Genomic DNA, 17,929 nt, shown 5'->3' with positions numbered 1-17,929 from the left:
CCCGCCAAGGCGTCCGCCCCTTTCACCGGCAAAGGTTACCGGATCATGAATCCGGAATCGTAACGCCTTGATTCCATTGGGCGCAGAAAATGTCCCACCGTGGGACGCTCAGGCGCCGACCGGACCCGCCCGCTCGGAAATGGCGCGATACTGGTCGGGGCGGCGATAGGCGGCAAAGTCGAAATTCACCCGGCGACAGGCGGCGATCAGGTCAAGGTCGGCCCGGTGCACGATCACCTCATCCCCCAGCCCCATCGCCAGCGCCGCGATCTCGCCCGTGGGCGCCACGATGCACGACCCCCCGATCAGCGCCTGCCCATCCTCCAGCCCCGCCTTGGCGGCGGCGGCCACCCAGAGCGTGTTCTGATACGCCCCCGCCTGCATCGGCAGGTGGTTGTGCAGCATCCGCAGATGCGCCAGCGCCGGCGCCTCGGCCAGAACCTGCGGCGTGTTGTAGCCGATCAGCGCCACCTCGGCCCCGTTCAGCATCAGCATCCGGTAGGTTTCGGGCCAGCGCCGGTCGTTGCAGATCGCCATGCCGACGCGGACACCCCGGTAGTCGAACACCGGAAAGCCCAGGTTGCCGGGGTCGAAATACAGCCGCTCCAGATGCACCGTGGTGCCGTCCTGCGGCCTGTCCGATCCGGGCACATGCACCTTGCGATACTTGCCGATCACCTGCCCGTCGGGGCCTGCAAGGATCGCGGTGTTGAACCGGCCATCCGCCGCCGCCTCGCAGTATCCCAGCGCAAATCCGCAGCGCAGCCGCGCGGCGGCCGCGAACAGGCGCGCGGTGTCGGGGCCGGGCATCGCCGCCTCGAAGAAGGCGGCGATCTCGTCCGCGTCGGTCAGGTGCCAGCGCGGAAAGAACGTGGTCAGCGCCATCTCGGGGAACACCGCCAGTTCCGCGCCCATTCCCGCGGCGGTCTCGAGCAGGTGCAGCAGGCGGTCCACCGTCTCCGCCCGTGTCGCGCTGCGCTGGATCGGGCCGGTCTGGCAGACCGCAATCGTCAGGGCGCGGGTCATAGCGCCGCCGTGACCTGGATTTCCACGCGGTAGGCATCGCCCGCCAGCCGCGCCTCGACCGTCGCGCGCACCGGCATGTTGTCGCGGTCGATCCAGGCATCCCAGGCGGCGTTCATCAGCGCGAAATCCGCGATGTCGCGCAGCCAGATGTTCGCAGTCAGCAGGTTCGCCTTGGAGGTGCCCGCGCGGGCCAGATAGTCGTCGATGGCGGCCAGGATCTGCTCGGTCTGGCCGGTGGTGCCCTGGGTCAGGTCGCCGGCGGTCAGCCCCGCCAGATAGACGGTTCCGTTGTGGACGACGGCCTTGCAGAAACGCAGGCCGGGGTCGATGCGGGTGATGGACATGGAAGGCTCCTGTTCAGGTGGCGCGCAGCCGCGCGGGGGAAAGGGTGGCAGGGTGAATCCCGCCTTCGGTCAGATCGTCGGGAAAGCGCCCGTTCAGGATCAGCGCGGCGGTGGCACGGGCCAGGGCGGGCGCGGTCTTGATGCCGTAGCCGCCCTGCCCCGCCAGCCAGAAGAACCCCGCCCCCTCGAACCCCACGACCGGCACCCGGTCGGGGGCAAAGCTGCGCAGGCCCGCCCAGGCATGCAGCACGCGCCGCACCGTCAGGGTGGTCGCCGCCTCGAGCCGTTCGACACCGATGGCCACGTCCATGTCATCGGGCCAGGCATCCATCGGGGGGGACGGCGTGGCATCACCGGGCGACACGAACAGGCGGCCCGCGTCGGGCTTGAAGTAGAACGCCTCGTCCACGTCGTTGATCATCGGCCAGCGCGCGGCATCCAGCCCATCCGGAACGGCAACCTGGAACGCGGTGCGGCGATAGGGGGTGATCCCGATCGGCGGCAGGCCCGCCATCTCTGCCACCTGGTCCGCCCAGGCGCCTGCGGCGTTCACGATCACATCGGCACGGAATTCGCCCGCCGGGCTGACGACGCGCCAGCCCGTGCCGTCGCGCCCGATGGTGCTGACCCCGGCCCCCGTCACCACCTGCGCCCCCCGCGCCCGCGCCTGCCGCAGATACCCCTGGTGCAGGGCGTCCACATCGATCTCTCGCTGGGTGGGTTCGAAGAAGGCTGCGGCGATGCGGCGGGGTCGCAGGATCGGCACCATCGCCTCGACCTCATCCGGCGGAATGGCGCGGATCGCGGGGGCAAGGTCCTGCGCCTTGGCCAGTTCGGCGGTCAGCCGGTCCACCTGATCGGCCCGCGCCACCGTGACCATGCCGCGCGGGCGCAGGATCGGCACCTGCGCGAACCCGGGGGGCGGCGTTTCGAGGAACGCGCGGCTGGCGCGGGCCAGGCGGCGGATGACGGGGGCACCGTAGGCTTCGGTAAAGCTGGCCGCGGATCGGCCCGTGGCGTGGGTGCCGCAGCGCGCCTCGGCCTCCAGCAGGGTGACGGATGCGCCAGTGGCAAGTTCGGCGGCGGCCGATGCCCCGGCGATCCCGCCGCCGATCACCACGATGCCGGTCACGGCATCACAGGCAGCGACAGCGGAAACAGCGCCGCGCGATCGCGTCCCGCATGGTCGTGGCGCGCCACATCGGCCAGCATGGCGTCAAAGCCCGGGCACAGTTCCGCCAGCGCGGCGGCATGGTCCACGAACACCGTTTCGCCCGCCGCCACCACCTGCCGCCCGTCCACCCAGACATCGCGCAGCGGGCGTTCCTGCGCATAGAAGATCAGCGAGCGCAGGGGGTCCTGCGTGGGTAGCATCTGCGGATGGTCAAGGTCGATGGACAGGATGTCGGCCTTGGCCCCCGGCGCCAGCCGCCCCAGATCGTCGCGCCCCAGGACATCCGCCCCGGCGATGGTCGCGGCGTGCAGGACATCCGCCGTGGTGGTGGACAGGCGCCACCCTTCGGCCACGCGGCTCATCACCGTGACCCAGCGCAGTTCCTCCAGCATTGACATCGGAGCGCAATCGGTGCCGATGCCCACCCGCAGCCCGTCGCGCAGGTATCCGGCGAAGGAATGCATGATCCGGCCGTTCTTGGCCTGTATCCACGGGCAATGGGCAACCGTCGCCCCGGTCGCCGCCAGGATGGCACGGTCGCGGCGCAGGCCAGGGGGCCAGTTGTTGTCGGGGTGGCAATCCATGAACAGGCAATGCGCGAGGATGGTGCGGTCATCCAGAAACCCCTGATCGGCCAGCCAGCCGATCGAGGTGCGCCCCGTGCGGTGCACCATCTCGCGGAACTCGATGGGCGATTGCGAGGTGTGGATCGAGGTGCTCCACCCGCGCGCCCGGGCCTCGGCCTTGAGGTCGCGCAACAGCTCGGGCGTCACGCTGTCGGCCTGCGCGGCAGCCAGCACGGCGCCGACGCGGCCAGAGCCATGGCGCACCGCCTCATCCGCGATGTCCACCGCCTCGCGCAGCGCGCGTTCGCCGCCGTCAGGCGCCCAGCGCATCGCGGGCGTGTGGCCGTCGGGGGTGTAGTGCACCGCGCTTGCCGCCTGGGCGCCCACATAGGCGCGGATGCCGCTGTCGGCCATCGTTTCCGCCCAGCCCTCGACCGCCGGATAGGTGCCGGCGGCGGGGACATAGGAGATATCGACCACCGTGGTGGAACCGCCCTTCAGCAGTTCGGCCAGCGAAGCCGACAGGCTGGCGCGCTTGTAGGCGGCGCCGATGTTGATCGACTTGTAGATGTCGTAGAGCAGCGACGACCCAAGTTCGATGGTCGCCACCTCCTCGATCAGGCTTTTCGCCTCGAGCGTCGAGGACGGATGCGCGTGGATGTTCACGAGGCCCGGCATCAGCATCCGGCGCGCGCAGTCCACGACCTGGTCAGCCTGTCCCTGCCAGCCCGCGCCGACATGGACGATCCTGTCGCCGCGAAACACCAGGTCGGCATTGCGCAGATAGATGTGGCGGCGCGCGGCCGCGTCCCAGGCAACCACCCAGTCGGCGCCCTTCAGATGGGTGACCCTTGCGGCATGGTCGGGCATGCAGTCCTCCTGCAGAGTCAGCCGGGCAGCACGGCAGTGGCCGAGATCATTACCAGTTCCGTGGGGCGCGGCAGGGCAATTCCGCCCATCACGGCGCGGGCCGGTGGGGCCATGCCGAAGAATTCGTGGCAGGCCGGGTTCACCTCGGGGTAGACGTCGCGCTGCAACTCGGTCGCCTGCACATAGATGGTGATGCTGCAGACATCGGCGATGGTGCCACCCGCAGCCTCCATCGCCGCTGCCATGTTGCGGAAGCACTGCCGGGTCTGTTCGCCCAGTGTCGTGCCGACCAGCGTCTTGTCCCGCGCGTAGGGCGACATCCCGGCAAGGAACACCATCTGTCCCCGCCGCACGACCCATGAATAGAAGGGGCTGCCGGGGGCCCCGGTCGGGGGGGACAGGGTATCGGGGTTGATGCAGATGCGGGGGGCGTCGGTCATGGCGCGTCCTTTCCTGTGACAGGGACGGACCCTGCGACAGAACGGTAGCGCCAAGCGCGCCGCAGCGGCGCGCAAAAAATTCCGCCCCTCAGACCACAGAAAAACCGACCGAACCGAAGCCGTCCATCTCGACCAGAACCGCTGCGGGTGCCGCGACGGGATGCACCGGCAGATGCGTGCCGCACATCAGGATCATGCCCGCGCGCAGCCGAAACCCCCGCCGCGCCAGCGCCCCCGCGGCCCACACCAGGCCCTCTGCCGGGTCTTGCGGCGCACCGTCCAGACGGGCGCCGACCTCCGCCCCGGCGATCGCCAGGCGGGTGGTGGTGCGGTGGCGCGCCGGCAGCAGACCGGGTGAGACCGGTGCACCCAGCACGACACCGGCGGTGTAGATGCCCTGCGCCACCGCCTGCGCCGCAGAGGGATCCAGCGCGAAGGCGCCGCGATGGTCCATCACCTCGACCGCCGGGCGGATCGCCGCCACGGCGGCCATGGCCTCCTCTGGCGTCATGTCGGGCCGGTGGGGCAGATCCGCGCCCAGTTCCAGGCAGATCTCGGGCTCGATCACCAGGCTGTGGAAATCAGCCAGCCGCAACACCGCGCCATCCTGCCGGATGTCGCGGGCATAGAGCGGCGCGATGCAGCCCTCGGCCAGCCCATAATAGACACGCGACGCCGCGCTGTTGAAGGCGAGCTTGTATCCGCCCACCGCGGCCGCGCCGCCCCGCAGACCGGTCAGCGCGTCCTGCACGGCATAGGCGCGATCCAGCGCGGCCGGATCGTCGTCCAGACCGCCGAACAGCCGAAAACCGCGTCCCCCCGCGATATCCGCAGCAATCTCCTGCGCCATCGCCTGCGCGTCGCCTGCCACGCGGTCGCCAAGCCCCGCCATCCGAATGCCCCCAGTGCCGACGATGCAGGCTTGCCCAACGGCGGCGCGGTTGCAATGGGCCTATGTCGCGGGAGCCGGGTCGAACACACGACCGCGGTTCAGGATGCCCCGCGGGTCAAGTGCCGCCTTGATGCGACGCATCGCGGCGACCTCTGCGTCGCTCCGGCTCAGACGCAGCCATTTCTTCTTGTCGAGGCCGATCCCGTGTTCGGCCGAGATCGAGCCGCGATGGTCGGCCACCAGCCGGTAGACCGCATCCATCGTCGCCTCGCGGTCCCGCGACCGGATCACGTAGTGCAGGTTCCCGTCGCCCAGATGACCGAAGATCAGGAACACGATGTCCGGGTCGATCCGGCGCAGGGCCGCGCGGCTTTCATCCAGGAAAGTGGCGATCCGGGGCACCGGCACGCTGATGTCGCCGCCCGCGATGTTGTCGAGCGTGCGGATGTGATCGCTGCAGGCATCGCGCAAGGTCCAGAGCGCCTGCGCCTCGCGCGCCGACTGGGCGACGACGGCATCGGTGGCCATCCCCGCCTCGAGCGCCGCCATGAGGCAGGCCATGAACCGTTCGGAGGTGTCGTCGTCTCGGTGGGCCTGAGCCTCGGCCAGGACATAGACGGGCGCTGCCGTGCGCAGCGGCGGCGCCATGCCCAGGAACCCCAGCACCCCCTGATAGATATCCGGCAGCATCATCTCATAGGCCGACAGCGCGGGCCCCATGTCGGCCCGCAGGCGTGCAAGCAGGTTCAGCGCGGCGGGCAGACCGGGCAGCGCCAGCAAGGCGTTGGTGGTCGACCGGGGTCTGGGATGCAGCCGCAACAGCGCCTGCGTCACCACCCCCAGCGTGCCCTCGCTGCCGATGAACAACTGGTTCAGGTCATAGCCCGTGTTGTCCTTGTCGAGGCCGCGCATCGAACTCAGCACCGTGCCATCGGCCAGCACGGTTTCCAGACCCGCCACCTGCGCGCGGAACATGCCATAGCGCAGCACCCGGATACCCCCCGCGTTCGTGGCAATGTTGCCACCAATGGTCGCGGTGCCCCGCGCCCCGATGTCGACCCCGAACAGGAAGCCCGCGGCGTCGGCCGCCTCCTGCACGGCTTGCAGGGTGGTACCGGCAGCGACGGTGACCGTGGGCCCCGTGCCATCGACCGGGCCGATTGCCGTCATCCGCGACAGTGACAGCACACCCTCGCCCGCCGCGATCCGGTGACCGCCCGACAGGCCGGTGCGACCGCCATGCAGGACAATCGGCTGACCGAAATCGTTGCAGGCTGCCAGCGCGGCCGCGACCTCGTCCGTCGATCCCGGCCGCAGGATGAACCGTGGCGGCCAGGATGGCCGACCGCGATGGTCAACGTGATACTGCGGGTCGATCGCGTCGCCGGCGAGCAGCGCCTGCCGGGGCAGCACCCGTTCCAGCCGCGCCATCAGCGCCGGATCTGCCGGGCTGGCCATGCCTCAGGCCCTGCGCGCGGGCTTTTCAACCACCGGCTGGCCCGCCTCTTTCCAGGCGCCGAGACCGCCGCGCAGGTTGCGTGCGTCAAGCCCCATGTCCTGTGCGACCTTGGTGGCCAGCAGCGACCGCCAGCCCGACGCGCAGTAGAACACGAAGGTCTTGCGCTCTGCGAAGACCGGCTTGTGATAGGGGCTTTCCCTGTCGATCCAGAATTCCAGCATGCCCCGGGGCGCATGGAACGCGCCCTCGATCATCCCCTCGCGTTCCAGTTCCCGGGGGTCGCGGATATCCACCATCACCACGTCGGTGCCGCGTGCCGCCATCTCGTCCGGAGTGACCGAGATGACCTGCGCATCGGCTTCGGCCAGCATCTCCTTGTAGCCCCGGGCCATCTCAGCGCCCCATCGCATAGAATTCATCATTGGGCCGCATGCTGGTGACGTTCGCCAGCCGGTTCGACATGCCGAAGAAGGCCGAGATTGCGGCGATGTCCCAGATATCGTCATCGGAGAATCCGTGGTCGTGCAGCACCGCCATGTCATCATCGCCCACCTCCTGTGCGCAGGCCGACACCTTCATCGCGAAGTCCAGCATCGCCCTCTGCCGGGGCGTGATGTCGGCCTTGCGGTAGTTGATCGCCACCTGATCGGCGATCAGCGGGTTCTTCGCCCGGATCCGCAGGATCGCACCATGGGCGACCACGCAATACTGGCACTGGTTGGCGTTCGACGTGGCAACCACGATCATCTCGCGCTCTGCCTTGGTGATCGGGCCGGGCTTGTCCATCAGCGCGTCATGATAGGCAAAGAAGGCCCGGAACTCGTCAGGCCGGTGGGCGAGTGTCAGGAACACGTTCGGCACGAAGCCCGATTTTTCCTGCACCGCAAGGATGCGGCTTCGGATGTCGTCGGGCAGGTCGGCGATCTCGGGCACCGGAAAGCGGCTGATGGCGGTCATGGGGCTATCTCCCTTGCGCCGCGATCGCGGCGAGCTGCGACTGATAGATGGCGATGGCGTCACCCGCCTCGCCGTGATGCGGTTCGATGCGGACAAGACAGGTGTGCGCGGAACAGCCCTGCCCGAACTGCGAGGTGCCGATATCCAGCGTCAGGACATTCGGGTTGCCCGCAATGTCGAGCCCGCTGTTGCCGGTGGGCGTGAACCAGGCGCCGGTCGGCAGCACGACGACCCCCTGACGCACCCCGTCGGTCAGCGTGGCGGTGGCCAGGCAGGCGCCGCGGTCGTTCCACATCCGCACCGTCGAACCATCCGCGATCCCCAGGCGTGCCGCATCCTGTGGGTTCATGCGGGCCTGTTCCCGGCCGTTGCGCTTTTCGGCCAGGCTGGACGGGCCGGTTTCAAGCTGGCTGTGCAGGCGTCCTGCAGGCTGGTGCGAAATCAGGTGGAATTCGTCAGGCCCCCGCGCGCGACCCAGCCATTCGGCGGGCTCCATCCAGGCGGGATGGGCGCGACAGTCTTCCAGATCCAGGCGGGCAAGTGTCTGGCTGCCAAGAACGATCCGACCGCTTTCCGTCGGCAGCGCGAAGTCCTCGGGCCGGTCGCGGAAGTCGGCCAGATAGGTATGCCCTGCCCGCACCGGGCAGGCGGCGTGGCCCTCGTGCCAGAACGTATCGAAATCCGGCATCTCGTGGCCGAACCGCGCCAGCGCATCATCACGGCTGGCGTCATACATGTGGCGCAGCCAGCCCATTTCGTCCCGGCCCTCGTTGAAGGCCGCCGCCACGCCCAGCCTGTGCGCAATGGCGTCGAAGATGTCGAAGTCCGACCGCGCCTGGCCCAGCGGCGCGATGGCCCTGTGCATGGCCAGGATCAGATCCGACCGCCTGTTGCCTGCGATGTCGTTCCGTTCGATCGATGTCGATGCGGGCAGGACGATGTCGGCCCGCCGCGCGGTAGCCGTGAACATCGGGTCCTGCACGATGATCGTCTCGGGGCGGGCCCAGGCCTCTGACAGGCGATTCAGGTCCTGATGGTGATGATAGGGGTTGCCGCCCGCCCAGTAGACCAGCCGGGTATCGGGATAGGTGCGCGTATCGCCCTGGTAGGTGAAGCTGCCGCCGGGGTTCAGCAGCATGTCGCTGATCCGGGCGACCGGAATGAAGCTGTCGATGGGTCTTCGCAATTGCGGGATGAAAGGCGACTTGCCCGGGTTGATGGGCGCCCCCACCCCGCCCAGCGAACCGTAGCCATAACCCACACCCCCCCCCGGCAGGCCGATCTGGCCGGCCACGGCCGCCAGACCCAGACCGGCCCAGAACGGCTGTTCGCCATGATGGGCGCGCTGAAGGCTCCAGCTGACGGTCAGCATGCTGCGCGTTGCGACCAGTTGCCGGGCCAGCGCGGCGATATCGCGCGCGTCCAGACCGGTGATCCGGGCGGCCCATGCCGCATCCTTGACGGTCCCGTCACCGCCCCGCAGGTAAGACAGAAATTCATCGGCGCCACTGGTGCAGCGCGTCAGGAAGTCACGGTCTTCGCGCCCCGCCTTCACGATCTCGCCCGCGAGGCCCAGCATCAGCGCGGTGTCGGTGTTGGGGCGGATCGGCCACCATTCGGCGCCCATCCAGTCGGGCAGGTCGTCGCGCAGGGGCGACACGTGGATGACCCGGATACCCCTGTCGGCAATGCGGCGCAGGTTCGATTCGAGCGTGTGCGGCCCGATCCCGCCTGCCTCGTTCTGTGCGGTGCGCGGCGACAGCGAGCCAAAGACCACCAGCGTTTCGGTATGGTCGGCTATCGTGTCGAGCGTGTTGGCCAGCCCCCCGCAGGCGTCCTCGCTGCCCAGCACATGCCGCAGGATCACCGGCCCGGCTGCGATGGAATAGGTATCGACATGGCCTGTATAGCCACCCGTCAGGTTCAGCATCCGCTTCAGCAGCGAGGGTGCGTGGTGCAAGCGCCCGCAGCTTGTCCAGCCGTAGGAACCCCCGAAGATCGCGGCATTGCCATGCGTCCGCGACACGCGGGCGATCTCGCCCGCGACAAGGTCGACGGCCTCGTCCCAATCCACGGGCACAAACTCCTCCTGCCCGCGGCCACGCCGGTCACTCGCCTCGCGCCGCTCCAGCCAACCCCTGCGGACCATCGGCCGCAGCACCCGCCGGGACGGATCGGCCCAGTCGCGCACCGAGCCGATGATGCGCGATGGCGCGGGGTCTTGCGGCAAGGGCTCGGCCCCGACGATCCGCCCATCCTGCACCAGCAGCGTGTAGGCCCCCCAATGGCTGCAATGCGGAACCCGTATGATCTTGCCCATCGCGGCCTCCATCAGATCATCGCCTCTATCAGGAAGGGCCCCTTGCGGCCGACCGCGGTACGCAGCAGGTCGGCAAAGCCCTGCGCCGTGTCGGTGCGCACCGCCTCGACCCCCATCCCGGCCGCAAGGCTGACCCAGTCCAGCGCGGGACTGTCGAGATTCAGCATGCGGCTCGCATTCCGGCCGGGGGTGCCCGCGCCCACGTTCTTCAGTTCGCCCAGAAGGATCTGGTAGCGACGGTTCGAGAAGATGATGGTCAGGACATCCAGCCGCTCACGCGCCTGAGTCCACAGGCCCTGCAACGTGTACATCCCGCTGCCGTCGGCCTGCAGGGTCACCACCTTGCGGTCGGGGCAGGCCACGGCAGCACCGGTGGCAAGCGGTATGCCCAGGCCGATCGCCCCACCCGTCAGTTGCAGGAAATCATGCGGTTCGGCCCCGTAGGTATGGCGAAAGAAATCGCGGCCCGAGGTCACGGATTCGTCGCAGATGATGGCGTCGACCGGCATGTGATGCGCCAGCGCGATGGCGATGGCCTCTGGCGTCAGCGCACCCGTGGGCATCGGCGGGCGTTCGCGGGCCGCGTGGCGGGGTGGCGTGGCACCCACGCCGATCTCGTCGGCAAGCGCCGCAACGGCCGCGACCACATCATCGCTGGGTTCCACGAGAGACAAGACCCGGCACCCTTCGGGCAGCATGGAGCCGGGCTTGCCGGGGTAGGCGAAGAATCCGACCGGCGCCTTCGCCCCGATCAGGATTACCTGGCCGGTGTCCGCAAAGGTCGCAAGAGCCTGGTCGATCACATAGGGCACCCGGTCCAGCGCGACACGCCCGGCCCCGCGCTGCATCCGGCCGTTGGCCTGCTGGGCCATCAGCCGGGCGCCAGTGGCAGCGGCAATCCGGTCCAGAAGGTCGGTCTGTGCCTGGCGCAGCGCAAGCCCGGTGATCAGGATCGTCGTGCGGCGCCCGGACCGCAGCGCCTGCGCAACGGCGCGCACCCGGTCCGCCGGGGGCGGCGGCGGAACGGGCGGTTCAGTCCGTGCAGCGCCGATCTGCACCACATCGTTCCACGCGGCATCGGCATGCAGCACCAGCGTCGCGATCTGGCCGCCCCGGTCACGCGCGGCGGCGATCGCCTCTTGTGTGCGAAGGCCCACCATGTCGGCCGTCTTTGCCCGGCCCACCCAGTGCGACATCGGGCGGGCCAGACTGTCGATGTCGGAAGTCAGCGGGGCATCGTGGATCAGGTGATGGGTCGCATGGTCACCAACAACGTTCACCATCGGGGTTCCGGCACGCCGCGCGTTGTGCAGGTTCGCCAGCCCGTTGGCGAGGCCCGGACCCAGGTGCAGCAGCGTTGCCGCAGGCTTGTCGGCCATCCGCGCATAGCCGTCGGCCGCGCCTGTGACCACGCCCTCGAACAGCCCGAGAACACAGCGCATCCGCGGCTGGCGATCCAGGGCCGCGACGAAATGCATCTCGGACGTGCCGGGATTTGCGAAACACACGTCGATGTCATGGGCGAGAAGGGTTTCGCAAAGCAGGTCGGCGCCGTTCATTGTGATCTTCTGTCCATCAGGGTTTCGGCCATGGTCCGAAGACCGGAAAGCGCGGGCCAATGCGCGGACGTGGCCTCGACCAGCCGGACAAACAACGCGAACTTGGCCGCGGCATAGGTGGCATCGGCGCCCGCAGCGGGTTCAAGCGTATCTTGTGGCGGCGGTATCCAGTCTCGCGCAAGCGTGGCATCGTCCGCGCCGAACAGATGCCGCGCACCCAGCAGCGCCAATCCCTGAAGCCCCGCCTGCCCGCCCGGTGCGGGCTGCACCGGCCCGCCCGTGACGGTGGCCAGGAATTGCGCGAAATCCCTGTCTCCCGCCAGCCCGCCCCCCAGCGAAAGAACACCCGGAGGTGCGTTCATCATGTCATGGCTCCTCCGGGCGACAAAGGCCAATGCCTCGCGCGCAGCCCAGGCGACCTGATCGGGACGGGTTTCGGCGGTCAGACCGAACATCGCGCCGCTGGCGTGGGGCGAGGTCCAGGGTGCCCGCTCGCCCCCCGGTTCCAGAAACGGGTGCATGACGAGCGCGGAATAGCTGGGCCCCCCGCCGACCGCGCCCGGGATCAGCCCCGCAACGTGAGAAAGCACTGTCGCGCCGTTGAATCCGGGATGAAAGCACAGATGACCGCCACCCATGACAAAGGGCTGGATCATCGCGCCCGCAGGCTTTTCCTTCATCGCTGCCGGATCGGCCACCAGGCAGGCGTGGATCGAGCTGGTGCCAAGGATGGACGCCCGGGTCACACCGTCGCGGATGCCAAGACCAAGGCCGATCAACGTCGCCTGCACATCGCCGGGACCGAGCAGCACCGGCACGCCTGCGGCCACGCCGATACGCGCCGCAGCCTCCGCCGCCAGCGCCGCACGGCACTGGCCCACCGGCGCAAATTCGGGCAGGCGCGCGATGTCGTGATCCAGCCCCAACCGGTCCCGCAGCGCCGCCACCATCGCGCCGGTCCGCCAGTCGCCCCACACCGGCAGCGCGGCGGTGGGTTCCGCCATCATCCGGCCGGTCAGCGAAAGGAACACCCATTCCTTCAGGCGCAACACATGCGCGATCCTTGCGAACCGCGCGGGATCGTGCCGCCCGAGCCAGAGCAGCTGCAGGCTTTGCGACGCGGCGGTCGGCCGCGCCCCGGTGATGCATTCGATCGCCGCCAGCGTCCCGTCGCGGTCAAGCTCGGCCACAAGAGCCCTTGCCCGACCATCGAGCCAGGTCATCGCCAGCCCCACGGGGGCCCCCGCACCGTCGACCGGCCACAGGCCGTCGCCCTGTCCCGTCAGCACGATCCCGGCAACGCGGCCCGCGACCTGTGCGCCGCATGACGCAAGCACCGCGAAAGCCTCGTCACGGCTGGCTTCCATGTCCTGCTCGACCCGGTCGCCAGACCGCCGCAGGGCCCCGTTCGGTGCCTGCGCCGACGCGACCAGACGACCGCGGCTGTCGAAGGCTGCAGCCTTGACCGCTGTCGTGCCGGAATCGAGACAGAGCAGGACCGGTTCCATCACCGTCAGGACGCCTGTCGCAGCCCGTCCAGGGCGGTAGTGCCCTGCTGCCCGTAGGACTTGAACTTGACCAGAACCTCGGCGATCTGCGCCTCGGACAGAACCGGCGGTTCTCCGAAGGGCAGGCACATCAGATACTGGTGCGCCAGCTCCTCGACCGTCACGGCCAGCGCCAGAGCGCGCGCGATCGAGACATGACCCGTGATGACCCCGTGATGCGCGAGCAGGCAGGCACGGCGCCCCTCCATTGCCGTGACCACGCGGTCGGCAAGTTCCTGCGACCCGAATATCTCGTAGGGCGCGCAGCGGATGTCGGCACCGCCCGCAGCGGCGATGACGTAATGGATCGCCGGTATGCCCCGCCCCATGATCGCAAGCGTCGTGGCGTGGGTCGAATGGGTATGCACCACGGCATTCAGGTCTGGCCGCGCCAGCAGCAAATCGCGGTGGAACCGCCATTCGCTGGACGGCAGCACGTCACCCGCGAAGGTCGCGTCCCAGTTCATCTGCACCACATGGTCAGGTGTCAGCTTGTCATAGGGGATGCCCGTGGGCGAGATCAGGAAGCCGTCGCCACTGCGCACGCTGATGTTGCCCGACGTGCCCTTGTTGATGCCAAGGCGGTTCATGCTGCGGCAGGCCTCGATCAGGTCGCTGCGCAAGGCCAGGTCGTCGTTCGTCATGTCATGCCCCTATGGTGTGGGATAGAGCGGCGGCCGCCCGTCGAGGATGCGCGCGATGTCCTCGGCGATCATGGCCGCAGCCTTGGAAATGGAAAAGCGCGATGCCCCGGCGATATGCGGCGACAGCGTCACGTTCGGCAGTTTCAGAAGCGGCCAGTCGGGCGGCGGCGGCTCGGGGTCGAATGTGTCCAGCGCCGCCCCCCTGACGTGCCCGGAAACCAGCGCGTCATGCAGTGCCGTGTAGTCCAGTACCTGCCCCCGCGTGGTGTTGACGATATAGGCGCCGCGCTTCATCCGCGCGATCTGGTCCCGCCCGATCATGCCCCGCGTCTGCGGCGTCACCCTTGGATGCAGCGTCACCACATCCGATCGTGCCAGCAGATCGTCGAAAGGAACCTTCTCGATCCCCGCCGCACGATCCTCATCGGTCAGCGTCTTGAACGGATCGGCAACCAGAATGGCGCAGCCGAAGGGCCGCAGCAGGCGCGCCACGCGTGTGCCGATGTCGCCATAGCCCACGATACCGACGGTCAGTTCGCGGAGTTCCGGACCGGCATGGTCGAAATGATAGAACTCGCGCCGGAACTCGCCTGCCGCGACCGTCAGGTGCCCCCGGATCAGGTTGCGCGTTTCCGCCAGCAGCGATGCCACCGTGAATTCGGCCACTGCCGAGGCATTGCGCCCCGGCGTGTTGACCACGGCTATGCCCCGCGCGCGCGCGGCCGACATCTCGATGTTCACCGGTCCGCCGCGCGAGACCGCGATCACGCGCAGCCTTGGCGCGTGGCAAAGGCTGTCGGCCGTGATCGGGGCAAGATGGGTAACCAGAACGTCCAGATCGCCCAGGAAATCGAAGTATTCTTCGGGGCGGCCGACAAATTCTGCAACCGGCAGCGTCGGGTCGTGTTTGGTGGACTGGCGCCGCAGCGGCCAGTCGATCTCCATCCGACGGAAGTCCAGCGGCCGGTCCGTCAGGCGTTCCCGCAAGGCCCGTTCAAAGAACTCCGGCTGCATGAAGCCGTCACCGATGATGCCGACGGTCAGTTGGTCCATGGTTGCGTCCTCAGGCCGTCTTTGCGGTCGCTGTCGGGCCAAGCCCCGGCAGAACGTCGCGCAGGCCCTCGCCGTCAAGTGCGTGTTCGGCAAGGATCTCGGACGTATGTTCGGCGAAACGGGGCGGCGCCAACCGATAGGTCGCAGGCGTGCGCGACAGCTTTATCGGGCTGCCGGTGCCGCGATAGGCGCCGATATCCACCACCATCTCGCGGTGGCGGGTATGCGGATCATCCACCACCTGGTCGATGGTGCGCACGGCACCGCAGGGCACCCCCGCCGTGATCAGGCGTTCGACAAGCGTTGCGCATTCGAAGGCCGCAAGCGCCGCCTCCAGTTCGGTTTTCAGCGAGTCGCGGTGGATATTCCGGTCGCCGTTGGTGGCAAAGCGCGGATCGCCCGGCAGATCGGGGCGACCGATCACGTCACACAATGTCTCGAACTGGCGGTTGTTGCCGACTGCCAGGAACACCGGGTCGGTGCCGGTGGCGAACGTGTCATAGGGGCAGATGTTCGGATGGGCGTTCCCCGAGGGCGCGGCGACCTTGCCCGAGAGATAGTAGTTGGGCAGATGCGGATGCAGCAGCGACACGCCGCAATCATAAAGCGCGGCCTCGACGAACTGCCCGCGGCCGCTGGTCTGGCGTTCGTGCAGCGCGGCAAGGATGCCGATCACCGCGTTCAGCCCGGTCACCATGTCGACCACCGGCAGGCCCGCGCGCAGCGGCGCGCCCCCCAGTTCTCCATTGACGCTCATGATTCCGCAGGTGGCCTGGATCGCCGCATCATAACCGGGCAGCCCGCCCATCGGGCCGTCGGCGCCAAAGCCCGAGATGCGGCAATGGATCAGGCGGGGAAAGCGCTCGGACAGTTCGTTTTGCCCGATCCCCCAGCGTTCCAGCGTGCCCGTCTTGAAGTTCTCGATGAACACGTCCGCCGTCGCCAGCAGATGCAGCAGCACCTCGCGCCCCGCAGGCCGTGACATGTCCAGCGCCATGCCGCGCTTGTTCCGGTTCAGGCCCAGGAAATAGCTGGCCGTCCCGTCCAGGAAGGGCGGCCCCCAGCCGCGGGTTTCGTCGCCCGCCGGGGGTTCCAGCTTGATCACGTCGGCGCCGTGATCGGCCAGCACCTGCCCCGCATAGGGGCCGCCCAGCACACGGCTGGCATCAATGACCTTCAGATCGGCAAGGGAACCTTGGGAAAACATGCAACGTCCAGTCGTTCGGTTCGGTGGTTCAGTCGGAATCGGTGGTCTCGCGGCGCAGATCGGCGGCATAGGCAGGATAGGTTTCCCCCAACTCGTCCAGCACGCGGCCACGCAGCAGGGCCAGCGTGTCCGGGTCCGGCGCCGGTGTTTCGGGCGGTTCGGCGTCGTGGCGGAAGCCGAACCCGGTCGCGTCAAGCACATCTGTCAGGTCATGGCCAGGATGCACCGACCGCAGCGTAAAGCCCGGACGATCGCGGTCAAAGCCGAACAGCGCCTTGCCGGTAACAAGGGCGATCGGGCCACCCGTGCGGTGCACACCCGGCGGACTGGTGCCCGGGGCGCTGACAAAGTCGACCCTCTCGACCAGAACGCGGGGCGTGTGCTCTTCGCGGAACAGGATGACACGGGGCACCACGAAATACAGATAGGCCGACCCGAACGACCCCGGCCACCGGACAGCCGTTTGCGGATAGTCGCCAGCGCCAACCAGATTCACGTTGCCCTGGCCGTCGATCTGGCCACCCCCCAGAAAGAATGCGTCGATGCGGCCCTGCCCGGCGCAATCGAACAGCTCAGCCGACCCGTTGGTGAAGAAATTGTGCTCGACCGACCCGAGGATCGAGATCCGGACATCGGGCGCACCCCTGCGGCCATTCCGGGCGCGCAGCAGCATCGCCGCTGCGGCCGGAATCGGTGACGAGGCGCCGACAGCCACGTGGCGCACCCCGTCCAGCAGGTCGGCAATCGCCGCGATCAGGATTTCACGGGGCGTTGCGTGGATCATGCCGGCACCCCGGCCATATAGGCGGCGAACCCCTCGGCGCTGCGCGCCGCTGCCGCATACCGCACGATTTCGGCGGTGTCCGCGGCATACTCGCCCCAGAGGCCATAGGGCCGGGCACCTCCGGGCGCCACCGCCAGATCGGTGACGTACAGCGCGGGCAGCGTTCCAGCCGCGGTCGTCTCGTTGGCAAGCAGGCTCTCGTCGACCACCCGCTCGACCGTGACGATGGTGATTGCCGAGGCATAGGCCATGGCCGCCAGTTCCCGCCGACGCCCGATCCAGACGTTGCCCGCGCGGTCGGCCATGGGGGCATGAAAGACCGTCAGGTCAGGCCGTATCGCCGGAATCAGCACGATCGGGTCGCCACCATCCGCAAGCGGGTTGTCGATCACCCGCCAGTCGTCGCGGTAGCGCAGCACATCGGTCCCGATCAGGCCGCGAATCGGCATGAAGGGCACGCCCTTCTGCGCAGCCATCAGGCCCGCGTGAATTGCCGGGCAGGTTGCGTCGCGCATCAGGATGGCGCCCGCACTGACTGCACGCGCGAACTGCGGCGCACCGCCCGCCTCACCCAGTGTCACGGCACTTGTTTCCACCGTACGCACCAGTCCCGCACCGATCAGCTGATCCACCTGCAACCCACCGGTGGGAACGCAGACCAGGTGCAGGTCGCCGGCAGCACGCTCGATGATCGGCCGCGTCATGGCCATCGACACGCCGGCATAGTCGACGGGCAGCGCGATGCGCATGCCTGCCTCGATGTGTCCGGCAAGTCTGCGAAGGTCGTCCTGCACCCCACCCCCCCTTCCGCAGCGATGATTGGGATAGGCCATCACCACCGGCAGTCATCTCTTGTTCTATATATTGGAACGCATTTCCGCTTTTCAGAATAAGCGCCGGTCGCGTTCGGTGTCAACTGGATTCCCCGTAACCTTTGGAAAAGAAAATCTGTTTCGTTTGCATATGGTTGCGCTTGACGGTTTTGACCGGCGCCATCACGGAACGGCTTGACAAAAGCAAAACATGTCAGAGAATGAAATACGGAATAGTGTTCTATATTATGGAACAATGGGGAGGTTTCAGTGTC

At 68.2% G+C, this 17,929-nt stretch carries 17 protein-coding genes; all 17 read right to left on the bottom strand.

Annotated features, from left to right (window positions below):
• Window positions 1-108: 108 nt before the first annotated feature.
• Window positions 109-1,026: an N-carbamoyl-D-amino-acid hydrolase gene (locus KF887_03425; protein ID QYK42193.1), complete on the bottom strand. Its 918-nt coding sequence runs from the start codon at window positions 1,024-1,026 to the stop codon at window positions 109-111.
• Window positions 1,023-1,370 carry a RidA family protein gene (locus tag KF887_03420; GenBank protein QYK42192.1) on the bottom strand — a complete coding sequence of 116 codons (348 nt, stop codon included), beginning with the start codon at window positions 1,368-1,370 and terminating at the stop codon, window positions 1,023-1,025. The genes KF887_03425 and KF887_03420 overlap by 4 nt, the downstream gene beginning before the upstream one ends.
• A 13-nt stretch (window positions 1,371-1,383) precedes the next feature.
• Window positions 1,384-2,502: an FAD-binding oxidoreductase gene (locus KF887_03415; protein QYK42191.1), complete on the bottom strand. Its 1,119-nt coding sequence runs from the start codon at window positions 2,500-2,502 to the stop codon at window positions 1,384-1,386.
• Window positions 2,499-3,980: an amidohydrolase family protein gene (locus tag KF887_03410; GenBank protein QYK42190.1), complete on the bottom strand. Its 1,482-nt coding sequence runs from the start codon at window positions 3,978-3,980 to the stop codon at window positions 2,499-2,501. Before KF887_03410 ends, KF887_03415 begins: the two co-directional genes overlap by 4 nt.
• Before the next feature lie 17 nt (window positions 3,981-3,997).
• Complete coding sequence (locus tag KF887_03405; protein QYK42189.1) at window positions 3,998-4,420, bottom strand: RidA family protein; 423 nt, start codon at window positions 4,418-4,420, stop codon at window positions 3,998-4,000.
• 88 nt (window positions 4,421-4,508) lie between these two features.
• Window positions 4,509-5,312 carry a hypothetical protein gene (locus tag KF887_03400; protein ID QYK42188.1) on the bottom strand — a complete coding sequence of 268 codons (804 nt, stop codon included), beginning with the start codon at window positions 5,310-5,312 and terminating at the stop codon, window positions 4,509-4,511.
• A gap of 60 nt (window positions 5,313-5,372) precedes the next feature.
• Entirely contained in the window at window positions 5,373-6,770 is a 1,398-nt protein-coding gene (locus KF887_03395; protein ID QYK42187.1) for an FAD-binding oxidoreductase, read from the bottom strand.
• 3 nt (window positions 6,771-6,773) lie between these two features.
• Entirely contained in the window at window positions 6,774-7,163 is a 390-nt protein-coding gene (locus tag KF887_03390) for a rhodanese-like domain-containing protein (protein QYK42186.1), read from the bottom strand.
• A gap of 1 nt (window position 7,164) precedes the next feature.
• Window positions 7,165-7,728, bottom strand: coding sequence for a peroxidase-related enzyme (locus tag KF887_03385; protein ID QYK42185.1), 564 nt, complete (start codon window positions 7,726-7,728; stop codon window positions 7,165-7,167).
• Between the two features lie 4 nt (window positions 7,729-7,732).
• Window positions 7,733-10,048, bottom strand: a complete 2,316-nt coding sequence (locus tag KF887_03380; protein ID QYK43416.1) for a molybdopterin-dependent oxidoreductase — start codon at window positions 10,046-10,048, stop codon at window positions 7,733-7,735.
• A gap of 11 nt (window positions 10,049-10,059) precedes the next feature.
• Window positions 10,060-11,607 (bottom strand): acetolactate synthase large subunit, encoded by a 1,548-nt coding sequence (locus tag KF887_03375; protein ID QYK42184.1) that lies wholly within the window; start codon window positions 11,605-11,607, stop codon window positions 10,060-10,062.
• Entirely contained in the window at window positions 11,604-13,115 is a 1,512-nt protein-coding gene (locus KF887_03370; protein ID QYK42183.1) for a carbohydrate kinase, read from the bottom strand. Before KF887_03370 ends, KF887_03375 begins: the two co-directional genes overlap by 4 nt.
• Window positions 13,116-13,120: 5 nt before the next feature.
• Entirely contained in the window at window positions 13,121-13,798 is a 678-nt protein-coding gene (locus tag KF887_03365; GenBank protein QYK42182.1) for a class II aldolase/adducin family protein, read from the bottom strand.
• 9 nt (window positions 13,799-13,807) lie between these two features.
• Complete coding sequence (locus tag KF887_03360; GenBank protein ID QYK42181.1) at window positions 13,808-14,851, bottom strand: 2-hydroxyacid dehydrogenase; 1,044 nt, start codon at window positions 14,849-14,851, stop codon at window positions 13,808-13,810.
• 10 nt (window positions 14,852-14,861) lie between these two features.
• On the bottom strand, window positions 14,862-16,058 hold the full coding sequence (locus tag KF887_03355) for a CoA transferase (protein ID QYK42180.1): 1,197 nt from the start codon (window positions 16,056-16,058) through the stop codon (window positions 14,862-14,864).
• A gap of 28 nt (window positions 16,059-16,086) precedes the next feature.
• Window positions 16,087-16,842 carry a CoA synthetase gene (locus KF887_03350; GenBank protein ID QYK42179.1) on the bottom strand — a complete coding sequence of 252 codons (756 nt, stop codon included), beginning with the start codon at window positions 16,840-16,842 and terminating at the stop codon, window positions 16,087-16,089.
• On the bottom strand, window positions 16,839-17,675 hold the full coding sequence (locus KF887_03345) for a CoA synthetase (GenBank protein QYK42178.1): 837 nt from the start codon (window positions 17,673-17,675) through the stop codon (window positions 16,839-16,841). Before KF887_03345 ends, KF887_03350 begins: the two co-directional genes overlap by 4 nt.
• Window positions 17,676-17,929: the final 254 nt, after the last annotated feature.

This window comes from Paracoccaceae bacterium (assembly GCA_019454225.1).
GTDB lineage: Bacteria > Pseudomonadota > Alphaproteobacteria > Rhodobacterales > Rhodobacteraceae.
Note: the sequence above shows the minus strand (reverse complement) of the source record. Positions and strands in the feature narration are given on the sequence as shown.